We start from the raw sequence: 12121 nt of genomic DNA on the forward strand, positions 1-12121 counted from the left end.
TTTCCGCCTTAGCGCCTTCGCGGCCATAACAAAAATTCGTTACAATTTAGTACAGAAATCCACATTATAAAAAGAGAACTTTTAGATACCTTAGCAAATTCAAATTCTACAATAAAAATTCAATAAAAAATGGCTGAGCAATCTTCAATTCAGTGTCCAAACTGCGGAACTCCTATCGATGTCAATGATGTTTTAAAGCATCAATTGGAAGACAGCATCCGTAAAGAATTTCAACAAAAAGCGACTATTCAAAATAAAGAATTAGAGCTTAAAAATGAGCAATTGGACAAAGCTAAAGCCGAATTTGAAGCCAAAAAGAAACAAGAAAACGAGCTTTTTGCCGAGCGTTTGGAACGTGAAAGAAAAATTGCGGAAAAGGAAATTTCTGAAAAACTAAAAACCAAACTCGAAGAAGAAAATAAAGACCGTTTGCTTTTAATGGAAAAAGAGCTCTCTGAAAAATCGGAAAAAATCAGGGAATTAAATAAAATGGAAGGCGAAATCGCAAAATTACAGCGTGAAAAACTGGAAATGAAAGATGCCATTCAGGCCGAAGCCGAAAAGCAATTAAACACTCAATTGGCTTTGGAACGTGAAAAAATCAGAAAACAAGAAGACGATAAAAACGAGTTAAAATTTAAAGAACTTCAAAAGCAATTAGAAGAGCAGAAAAAATTAACCGAAGAAATGAAACGCAAGCAGGAACAAGGTTCTATGCAATTGCAAGGCGAAATAATGGAATTAGCAATCGAAGAATGGCTTGCCAATAATTTCCCGCTTGATAGTATCGACGAAGTTAAAAAAGGTGCAAATGGTGCCGACTGCCTTCAAATTGTAAACACTCGCGAACATCAAAACTGCGGTTCGATCTATTACGAAAGCAAAAGAACAAAAGCGTTTCAGCCTTCATGGATCGAAAAGTTTAAAAACGATATTCGAATTAAAAGAGCGAATATCGGCGTTTTGGTTACTGAAGTAATGCCAAACGGAATGGAACGAATGGGCATGCGCGACGGAATCTGGATTTGTACGTATGAAGAATTTAAAGGCTTGAGTGCTGTTTTACGTCAATCTTTAATTCAGATCAATCAAGCTGTTCAGGCGCAGGAAAACAAAGGCGATAAAATGTCGATGTTATACGATTTCTTAACTAGCAACGAATTCCGTTTGCAGATTGAAGGAATTGTAGAAGGTTTTACGCAAATGCAAAGCGATTTAGATTCTGAAAAAAGAGCGATGCAGAGAATCTGGAAGCAACGTGAAAAACAAATCGAAAAAGTAGTTCACAATACTTTAGGAATGTACGGATCAATTCGTGGTATTGCCGGAAATGCCGTTCAAAGCGTAAAAGCTTTAGAATTAGATTTTATTGAAGGAGACGATGAAGAGGAAGAAACTAAGGAATTGCTTGAGTAATTAAGTATATTATTGTCATTTCGACCGAAGGGAGAAATCACACTCGAAACTCGACAAAGATTGGAGAAGTTCTGTGCGGAATTACTAGTGTGATTTCTCCCTTCGGTCGAAATGACAAAATAAAAAAGGCTTCGAAATCAATCGAAGCCTTTCATTTTTAATTAACCTTTTTTGAAAGACATTGTCAATCCAAATTGATTGGAAAGGAAAAGCTTATTATTCTCAACAGAATAACCTGAGGTAGTTCTTAGCAATTGCAAAAATTCAACTTCCTTTTTTGCATCACATTTTTTAGTTTCTGAAGTAAGATTCGTAAACTGAACTTGTCCTGTACCTTTCGAAAACAAATTTCCATTAACAGCGTTGCATCCTGTTGAACCTGAAAAAGTTGAAGAAGACATTACAATTTTAGGAAAGTTCGAAAAATCTTTTTCAGTAATAACTTTTCCATTTAAATTCTCCAAAATCCAAGTTTGTTGCAATTTCTTTTCAATTGAATTTTCATTCGTCGAAGTAACAACTTTTGTATCTTTAGTTGATTTGCAACTGCAAACAAGCGATACCGTAATAAATAGCATTAAAATCCTTTTCATGTAAAATAAATAATTATAAGTTTTATTTTACAAAAGTATTTTCGCTTTAAGCCATTCTAGTATACTATAAGTTATTTTTAAACCATTCTAAGACATTTTAAAATCTCAAATTTTAATCAACTTTTTTAAAAACCAAAAGTTTACCAGAAGGATTTGAAAGCGTTAATCGATTATTTTCAATCGAATAGGTTGTAGTGCTTTGTAACGCTTTTGTAAACTCTCCTTCTTTATTTCCGGGGGCACAAGCCATTAAAGTCGAAATCACCTTTGTAAATCGCAATAAATCTTTTTCATAAAAAATTTGTCCGCTAATTCCATTACAACCACCATAACCAGAAAATCTGTTTTCTGCTGAATTAATTTCAATTCTTGGAAATTCTTTTTGAAAATCGGTCGCAAAAACTTTGTAGCCATTTAATTCTTCCAAAACCCAAATATCATAAAGTCTATAATCGGTAATATATTTTCCGCATCCGTTGAGTTTTTTAAATTCTAATTCCGAATTATTTTTAATCTCAACTTTCACACTATAAGGAGAAATCGCGCCAGACATCGAATCCTGACAATCTAACTGCTGAATCGTAATTGTAGCCGAAGCCGATTCAGTATTGACTCTATACATCTTTACATTAGCATCCATTGCTTTTATGGCTTCAACAGCAGGAAAAACTATTTTTTCTTTTCCCGGAATTAAAGATGTAAAAACAATATTCTCATTTCCAATTTTTATTCCCCAAAACGGCTCATTTCCCGTTGCTTTAAAATAAAAGTTCATATCATCTTGATTTACTCCTTCTTGAGCAGTTTCTTTTGTAGCTACATTTTTGCTTGCTGTAGATTTACAGCCCACCATCAAAGACAGTAAAAGCAAAAGTGGTATTATCTTTTTCATATTATTATAATTTGAAATGTGTTTTCTGTTAAAAACATCCGTAAAATTCTTATGAATTTACAACAATTTTTTCAAATGCTTATTTAGAATCTTTTCAAATTTAAAAAATTGCCCATTTACAAAATCACTGAAAACCCGTACTACGTAAAAGATTACGACAAAATACGTAGTAAATAAAAATGATTGGTATTTAAAAAATAAATAAGTTACGTATTTTAATAAGTATAAATACTTATATTTGCGTAGTAATACTTAATTAAAGAAATCATGATTAGAGTAATAGTAGTTGGAAACGGCATGGTTGGTTATAAATTTTGCGAAAAGTTTGTTGCAAAATCAGGACAGGAAAAGTATCAGGTTACCGTTTTTGGTGAAGAGCCAAGACGCGCATATGATCGTGTTCACTTAAGCGAATACTTTGGAGGAAAAACGGCAGATGATCTTTCATTATCAACAAGTAATTGGTACACTGAAAACAATATTATTCTCAATACATCAGAATTAATTACAGATATTAATCGTGACACAAAAACAATTCACACGCACTTAAACAAAACACATACGTACGATTACTTAGTTTTAGCTACAGGTTCTTCTGCTTTTGTTCCACCAATTGAAGGCGTCGAAAAAGAAGGTGTTTTTGTATACAGAACCATCGAAGATCTAGATGCTATAATGGCTTATGCAAAAAAAATAAAAATAAAAGGCGCAACAGAAGCTGCTGTTTTAGGAGGAGGATTATTAGGCCTTGAAGCGGCTAAAGCGGTTAGAGATTTAGGTTTGAATCCGCATGTAGTGGAATTTGCACCACGCTTGATGCCAAGACAATTGGATCAAGGCGCAAGCGATATGCTTCAAGCCAAAATTGAAGAATTAAATATCGGAATTCATCTTAACAAAGCAACACAATATATTGACGGAAAAGAAAGCATAACAGGAATGATGTTTGCGAATGAGGAATTGTTAAAAGTAGACATGTTGGTTATATCTGCCGGAATCAAACCTCGTGACGAACTGGCTAGAGTTTCAGGACTTGAAGTTGGCGTGAGAGGCGGAATCGTGGTAAACAATCAAATGCAGACATCAGATCCTTCAATTTATGCAATTGGTGAAGCTGCACTTTACAACCAAAACATTTACGGACTTGTTGCTCCAGGCTACGAAATGGCCGATGTTGCTGCTGAACAAATCTTAAATGGTGATAAAACCATGAGAGAAACCATCGATATGTCGACACAATTGAAATTAATTGGTGTTGAAGTTGCGAGTTTTGGTGATCCTTTTATCGAAAATGAAAACGTAACTGCCATTATTTATGAAAACAAATTAAGTGGCATCTACAAAAGAATAAATGTTACCAAAGATTCTAAAACGCTCTTAGGTGGAATTTTAGTCGGCGATTCAAGCGATTACAATTCGCTTTTTCAGATTTACAGCAACGCAATGGCTTTGCCTAAAAATCCAGAAGATCTGATTTTAGGTTCTCGCGACGGCTCTGAAGGTTCAAGTTTAGGAAGTGTTATGGATTTACCAGATACTGCCGTAATTTGCTCTTGTGAAAATGTAACAAAAGGCGCCATCTGCTGTAAAATTCTAGACGAATCTTGCGCTACACTTTCAGATGTTGTAAAAGCAACCAAAGCAACTTCAGGCTGTGGAGGCTGTAAACCAATGGTTTCTGATTTGGTAAAAGCGACTCAAAAATCTTTAGGAAAAGAAGTAAAAGAAGTTATATGTGAACATTTCAACTATAACCGCCAGGAATTATTCGATTTGGTAAAAATCAATAAATATGAGAATTTCTACGATGTTTTAGATCATCACGGGAAAGGCGACGGATGCGAAATTTGCAAACCGGTTGTCGCTTCTATTTTCTCTAGCATTTATAACGATACTGCAAATAAACACGTTACAACGCAAGATACAAACGATAGATTTTTGGCTAATATTCAACGAAACGGAACTTATTCTGTAGTTCCTAGAGTTGCCGGAGGCGAAATTACTGCTGAGAAATTAATCGTAATTGGCGAAGTGGCTAAACAATTTGATTTATACACTAAAATCACTGGAGCGCAAAGAGTCGATTTATTTGGAGCACATTTAAGTGATTTGCCGAAAATCTGGAAAATATTGATTGATAACGGTTTTGAAAGTGGTCACGCTTACGGAAAATCACTTCGTGCTGTAAAAAGCTGCGTAGGAAATGCTTGGTGTCGTTACGGAATGGACGACAGCGCCGGATTTGCCATCGAACTAGAAAACAGATACAAAGGAATTCGTTCTCCGCATAAATTAAAAGGTGGCGTTTCAGCCTGCATCCGCGAATGCGCAGAAGCCCGCGGAAAAGATTTCGGATTAATTGCTGTTGAAGGTGGATGGAACCTATACATCGCAGGAAATGGCGGTGCAAATCCAAAACATGCCGTTTTATTAGCCGAGAAAATCGACAAAGAAACAGTTATAAAATACATGGACAGATTCTTAATGTATTACATCCGCACCGCTGGCCCGCTGATTCGAACTTCAACTTGGTTAGAAAAACTAGACGGCGGTTTAGAATATTTAAAAGAAGTAATCATCGAAGACAGTTTAGGAATCTGCGAAACATTAGAAGCAGAAATGCAGACTTTAGTTAACACTTTCGAATGCGAATGGAAGCAAGTTCTTGAAAAACCAAGATTATTGAAACGTTTTAATCACTTTATAAACTCAGACGAAAAAGACGATAACGCAGTTTTTGTCCCTTTAAGAGATCAAAAAATGCCTAAAGCTTGGTCGTAAATAAATTTATTTAAAACACATAGAGACATAGAATCATTAAACTTAAAAAGGCGTTTCACTTGCATAAACACACATAGCTATGCGTTAGAAACTAGTTTCTTTTAATTTTCTATTTCTCAAACAAAAAACAAAAAAATCTATGTTTCTATGTGTTTAAAATAAAAGCCACAGATTAAAGGATTAAAAAGATTAAAAATAAAATCGGCTAAATCTGCAATCCCGATAACTATCGGGAGCGCGAGAAAAAATAGCTCCAAAAAAAAAAGAAAAAAAAATCATTAAACGTTTGCTGTCCTTCTTACCCTCTTTTTTACTGCGCCATCAAACTCTCTTGATTGTAAAAAGAGGGCTAAGAAACAGGAAATCAAAACTTAATCAAAATGGAAGAAATCTTAAATCAATACGAAACGGTTCATGCAAGCGATGCAACAATTTGGTTCAAAGCTGGCAAAGTTGAAGATTTCCCGACCAACCGAGGCGGATGCATCAAATACAAAAACAAACAAATTGCTATTTTCAATTTCACACGTCGTAATGAGTGGTATGCTTGCCAAAACGCCTGCCCGCACAAAATGGAAATGGTGCTTTCAAGAGGAATGACCGGATCTACAGACGATATTCCAAAAATTGCCTGTCCGATGCATAAAAAGACTTTTTCTTTAGTTGATGGTTCAAATTTAAACGGAGAAGAATATAGCATTGCAACTTATCCTATTAAGATTGTTGAAGACGAAGTTTTCGTTGGATTTGTAGATTGATTTCACGCAATCTTGTCATTTCGACGAAGGAGAAATCTTCGCAAGTAACTCCGCACAGAAGCGTTAACAATCTTTGTCGAGCTTCTCGCGAAGATTTCTCCTTCGTCGAAATGACAAAACTATCGTAATTACTATGTGAATTAATGCAAGTGAAACGCCTTTAACCACAAACAAAACTATGTTTCTATGTGTTAAAAAAAATTATCCGCAAAAACTTAATTCCGTATCTTTGAAATTCTATTATCAAACCAAAAAATGACTACACCTTTTCAAAAAGCAAGCGAATGGATTGATGCTGAAAATGCTCAAGACCCAAACATTGAAACCGACCACAACAAAGAATATCCAAAAGAATTACTGTATTCCAACAGGATGTACGAAAGACTGATGCAGTTTGAACCAAATGCATCCGAAGAAATCCAAATTGCTTCAAAAGCACAGCACATCTGTCGATGGAAAGTTGCCCGCGAATCATACCCAATAGACCGTGTTGGTTATTTGAAATGGAGAGAAGAATTGAAAAAATTCCACGCAAAAACTACTGCAGAAATTCTGGAAAAAGCAGGTTATGACCAGACTTTTATTGATCGCGTTTCTTTTTTAATTGAGAAAAAATTACTTAAAAAAGACCACGAAACACAATTATTAGAAGATGTAATTTGTCTAGTTTTCCTTGAATATTATTTAGATCCTTTCGTTCACAAACACGACGAAGAAAAACTAAAAAACATCTTCAAAAAAACCTGGGATAAAATGTCGGACAAAGGACATGAGGAAGCCTTGAAAATCAACTATTCTGAAGAAAATCTTAATCTTATAAAAGCATCTTTAGGATTGTAAACTGACTTTATGAAGAAAAGCAATCAGGAAGAAGAAAAAATCACCTTCAAAAATTTACGCCGTCTGTATTTTTTTGCGCTTCTTACTATTGCCTTAACTATAATTGTGAGTCAGATTTTAGTGCAATACAATCTGAATCAACAGTTAAGCGATTCTAAAATCATTAATTTTTCGGGAAAACAAAGGATGTTGAGCCAGAAAATCGTAAAAGAAGTTCTGATTCTGCATTACGTTTCTGATACCGCCTCTGCCAAACAAATTTCGCATTTAAATGAAGTTTTAGCGCTTTGGAAGAAAAACCAAAATATGCTCGAAAACGGCAGTGATAGCTTGGCTTTTCCAAAAGAAAAATCAGAAACACTTTCTAAATTATATTTAGAAATCAATCCAATTTTCAATAAAATTGCAAAGGCAACCGATTCATTTTTATTGAATTTAAAACAAAAAAAACAATCATCTGAAAATCAAAAATTCGTAAATAGTATTTTAGAAAACGAAGGCATTTTCCTTTCTAAAATGAATCAGATTGTAACCCAATACGATCTCGAAGCACACGAAAAAGTAACTGAGCAACGCAAAATTGAATATTGGATTTTTGGGTTCACTCTTTTAGTTTTGCTTTTAGAATTCCTTTTCATTTTCAGACCTACAAATAAAAAAATCGAAAGATTAATTACAAGACTTTTATCTTCCGAAAAGAAAGCTTTAAAGCTCGCTTACGACACAGAAATCCTCAGCGAAATCAAGGAAAATTCGGTTAAAGAATTAAAATCGCTCAATTATGCGATGGAAAATACTTTACTCTATTGCCGAATTTCGCCTGATGGTTCGATTATTCATATTGGTGAAAAATTTGCCAAATTGCTGAATTATACCAAGTTTTCATCAAACAAAAAATTCTCTGAAGTTTTAACTGTTGACGAAAAAGAACAAACCAATTTTGACCGTCTAATTTTCGAAAAACAAAGAAGTGGCTGGCAGGGCGAAATCAGTATTTTAAACAAAGAAAACGAAACCATTTGGCTTGATTTGTCAATGGTTCCGGTCATGATCAAAAAAGACGAATTAGAACTTTTAATCGTATGTTTCAACATTACTGAACGCAAAAAAGCACAGCGTGAAGTTGAACGTTTAAATCTTGAAAATACAACCGAAAAAATCAATCAGCAAAAGATTATTTCGAGTAAAATTGTTGAAAATCAAGAAAACGAACAAAACCGAATCGCAAAAGAAATTCACGACGGAATTGGCCAAATGCTTACGGGCTTAAAATTCAGTTTAGAAAGTATCAATTTAGACGACCGAGAAAAATCGGAACAAAAAATTGAATATTTAAAGAAACTTTCGCTAGACATTATAAAAGGTGTCCGTACCGCAACTTTTAACCTGATGCCACCAGAATTAAGCGATCACGGAATCGTTTCTTCATTGGCAAAACTTACACAAGAACTCTCAAAACTTACTGGAAAAGAAATCCTTTTCTACAACAAAACTGAGTTCGACCGACGTTTAGATTCCCTAATCGAAATCAACATTTATCGATTAACTCAAGAAGCCATCAACAACGCCATAAAATACGCCGAATCGTCGCATATTATCGTCCAGCTTTCCCACAGCGAAACACTTTTAAGCATCATCATCGACGACAACGGAAAAGGTTTCGACATCAATTCCGTCGACAAAAAGCGCAACAGCGAATCCGGAATGGGGCTTTTATTCATGAAAGAAAGAATACAATACATCAACGGGCGCGTTTTCATCAACTCAATTCCAGGCGAAGGAACGAGAATTACATTCAATATTCCTATTCTTAAATGAGAAAATCAGTCAATTAGATAATTTGATAATTACTTAAAGTCGCGTAAAAAATTATCTAATTATCAAATTGATACATTCCCTAATTATCTAATTAATAAGGGCGAGCCAGTATTAGAAAAAGTGGGCAAACATACTTTATCTTTATTCGCCCACTTTCCCTAATACTGTCGGGCTATCCGCGCTACTTCGGTAGCTTGCTCCTATCCCTCTCGCGGGCACTCGTTTTCAAAAGAAAATTTAAGTTTATAAGGGAATTAAAAAGTAAAAAAAACAATTGCCTCCAGCTTTAGCTGGAGGTTATAAAAAAGTATCAAGAAGGGCTTTAGCCAAACTTATGCATTTGGCTAAAGCCTTTTCCCTTTTACCTAGAAAAAACTCCAGCTAAAGCTGGAGGCAATTGAAAAACAAACTTTGTCAAAGTTTTGAACTTTGACAAAGTTACCCCAAAACTACCCACTATCTTGCTAAGCTGAGCGGAGTCGAAGCCCATGCAAAGCAAATCGCCAATCTTTGTAACGCTACTTGCATGGGCTTCGACTCCCCTCGGCCTGACTAAAAATGAGAGCTAAAAATTGAAATTGATTTTTTTGCAATTGCAATTGATATTGCATTTTTTAATGATTTTTTAATATTGGAGCCTACAATTTCACAAATCAGAATTTAAAATCTAAAAAATTACGTATATTAGCGTCTTCTTTATAGATGAATATACGTAAAAATCGAGAATCTAAATTAAGTAAATTATGAGTAATATCATTCGTGTAGTATTAGCAGATGACCATGTTTTTGTTAGAGACGGAATCAAATCTTTACTGGAAAACGAAGCAAACATCGAGGTTGTGGGCGAAGCAATAGATGGCGCCGATGCAATTGATGTAATTGCCGATACAAAACCTGATTTACTTATAGCTGATATTCGTATGCCAAACTTAACAGGTATCGAACTAGTAGAAAAACTTAGAAGCGATAACAACGATATAAAAATCATCATGCTTTCAATGCACGAATCAGAAGAATATGTATTAAAGTCAATAAAAGCTGGCGCCGACGGGTATTTATTAAAAGGATCTTCTAAAGAAGAGTTTTTAAAAGCGCTTCATATTGTTTCTGCTGGCGGAAAATATTTCAGTGGCGATATTTCTTCTATCTTAATTGGTCAATTAACAAATCCTTCTAATTCATTAGAACCTAAGCAAAATTTAGGTGACGAAATGATGATTACCAAAAGAGAAAAAGAAATTCTGACGCTGTTATTATCAGGAAAAGGAAACAAAGAAATTGCCGAAGCACTTGACATCAGCAAACGTACTGCCGAAGTACACCGTTTTAACCTCATGAAAAAACTGAAAGTAAAAAACTTAATGGAACTTTCTAACAAAGCCACTGAGTATTCTTTAATCTAAATAATTACGTATAAATACGTAATTATTTTTCAAAAACTGCGTTTTAGCATGTTTTAACTAAGTTATAGTACTTATTTTTACATAAAAATATAAGTACTATGAAAACTACAAACTCACTTACGCAATCACACAAGATTTTATTTTTAAATACTTTGGCATTTACAATCTGTTTTGCCTGCTGGACTTTAAACGGGGTTTTAGTAACCTTTTTGGTCGATAATGGAATTTTCCATTGGAGCGTTGTTCAAGTTGGATGGCTTTTAGGAATTCCAATTTTAACGGGTTCTGTAATGCGTCTCCCAATCGGAATCCTAACTGATAAATTTGGAGGAAAATATGTTTTTTCTCTTTTACTATTATTAAGTTCAATTCCACTCTTCCTCCTTCCCTACGCCGACAGTTTTTTCATGTTTGCTTTATTGAGTTTCTTCTTCGGAATGGTCGGAACCAGCTTTGCAGTCGGTATTGGTTATACTTCAATATGGTATCCAAAAGAATGGCAAGGACGCGCCTTAGGAATCTTCGGAATGGGAAATGCCGGCGCGGCAATTACTACATTTTTAGCTCCTTCCCTATTAAATCATTTTTCAATTGATGATCCGCAAAACGGCTGGAAAGTGCTCCCTATTATTTATGCTGTTTCATTAGTTGTTATTGGAATTGCCTTTTTACTTTTTACCGAAAATAAAAAACCTGAAAACAATACTAAAACTGTATCTCAAATGCTTGTCCCTTTAAAATCAGCCCGAGTTTGGCGTTTTGGAGCATATTATTTTTTAGTTTTTGGTTGCTTTGTGGCTTATTCGCAATGGCTTTTACCCAACTTTATGAATGTTTATCAGACTAGTTTGGTTATGGGAGGTTTGTTTGCTACTATGTTTAGTCTTCCTTCAGGCGTTATCAGAGCATTTGGGGGTTATTTATCCGATAAATTCGGCGCAAGAAAAGTAATGTATTGGGTTTTGGGTTCTTCCGTAATTTTGAGCGCTTTATTAGCTATTCCAAAAATGGAAATCATTACAACAGGTCCTGGAGTTTTGGCAACTAAAAAAGGAACCATTACAGCTGTAACAAACGATAAAATTAAGATAGGAGAAACTGATTTTCCGGTCGCACAGAAAAAAGAAAACACAGCCGAAAATGCTATTTTTCCAACTTCAACATCTTGGCAACAAGTCGTAGTAGCAGAAAATCAAAGTGTAAAGAAAAAAGAATTACTAGCAAAAGGAATTACCGTAATTAAGTTTGATGCTAATATGTGGGTTTTCTTGGTTTTAGTAATCTTAATCGGGATTTCTTGGGGAATCGGAAAAGCAGCTGTTTACAAACATATTCCAGAATATTTCCCAAATGAAGTGGGTGTTGTAGGTGGAATGGTCGGAATGATTGGCGGTTTAGGTGGCTTCTTTGGCCCAATCATCTTTGGTTATTTATTAACCGCAACCGGAATCTGGTCAAGTTCATGGATTTTTATTCTGCTTTTTTCAATAGGCTGTTTGGCTTGGATGCATTACGCGATTACCAAAAGTGTAAGCAAAAAACAATCTGTACCAACAAAAGCTATTGAAACGCAGCAACTTGTACCTGCAACTAATTAAAATTTAAAATAATGACTTTTAT

9 protein-coding genes are annotated in these 12121 nt (G+C 34.8%); 7 read left to right on the plus strand and 2 right to left on the minus strand.

Features of this window, described 5'->3' with window-relative positions:
• Window positions 1–129 precede the first annotated feature (129 nt).
• Window positions 130–1416, plus strand: coding sequence for a DUF2130 domain-containing protein (locus tag RB619_RS08310; RefSeq protein ID WP_308096276.1), 1287 nt, complete (start codon window positions 130–132; stop codon window positions 1414–1416).
• A gap of 161 nt (window positions 1417–1577) precedes the next feature.
• On the opposite strand, the gene RB619_RS08315 is transcribed toward RB619_RS08310, so the two are convergent.
• Together RB619_RS08315 and RB619_RS08320 are read right to left on the minus strand one after the other, a co-directional pair.
• On the minus strand, window positions 1578–2009 hold the full coding sequence (locus tag RB619_RS08315) for an META domain-containing protein (RefSeq protein ID WP_308096278.1): 432 nt from the start codon (window positions 2007–2009) through the stop codon (window positions 1578–1580).
• A 112-nt stretch (window positions 2010–2121) separates the two neighbouring features.
• A complete protein-coding gene (locus tag RB619_RS08320) occupies window positions 2122–2901 on the minus strand; it encodes an META domain-containing protein (protein ID WP_308096280.1) in 780 nt (259 codons plus the stop codon).
• 267 nt (window positions 2902–3168) lie between these two features.
• Between RB619_RS08320 and nirB the strand changes: the two genes are divergently transcribed.
• The 6 genes from nirB (at window position 3169) to RB619_RS08350 (ending at window position 12099) form a co-directional block, all read left to right on the plus strand.
• Window positions 3169–5682, plus strand: coding sequence for a nitrite reductase large subunit NirB (gene nirB / locus RB619_RS08325; RefSeq protein WP_308096282.1), 2514 nt, complete (start codon window positions 3169–3171; stop codon window positions 5680–5682).
• 380 nt (window positions 5683–6062) lie between these two features.
• Window positions 6063–6440 (plus strand): nitrite reductase small subunit NirD, encoded by a 378-nt coding sequence (gene nirD / locus RB619_RS08330; RefSeq protein ID WP_202003818.1) that lies wholly within the window; start codon window positions 6063–6065, stop codon window positions 6438–6440.
• A gap of 255 nt (window positions 6441–6695) precedes the next feature.
• On the plus strand, window positions 6696–7280 hold the full coding sequence (locus tag RB619_RS08335) for a DUF4202 domain-containing protein (RefSeq protein WP_308096285.1): 585 nt from the start codon (window positions 6696–6698) through the stop codon (window positions 7278–7280).
• Window positions 7281–7289: 9 nt separating this feature from the next.
• Entirely contained in the window at window positions 7290–9098 is a 1809-nt protein-coding gene (locus tag RB619_RS08340) for an ATP-binding protein (RefSeq protein WP_308096287.1), read from the plus strand.
• A gap of 743 nt (window positions 9099–9841) precedes the next feature.
• Window positions 9842–10501, plus strand: coding sequence for a response regulator transcription factor (locus RB619_RS08345; protein ID WP_308096289.1), 660 nt, complete (start codon window positions 9842–9844; stop codon window positions 10499–10501).
• A 98-nt stretch (window positions 10502–10599) separates the two neighbouring features.
• Entirely contained in the window at window positions 10600–12099 is a 1500-nt protein-coding gene (locus tag RB619_RS08350; RefSeq protein ID WP_308096291.1) for an MFS transporter, read from the plus strand.
• Window positions 12100–12121: the final 22 nt, after the last annotated feature.

Source organism: Flavobacterium sp. LHD-80, assembly GCF_030929605.1.
GTDB lineage: Bacteria > Bacteroidota > Bacteroidia > Flavobacteriales > Flavobacteriaceae > Flavobacterium.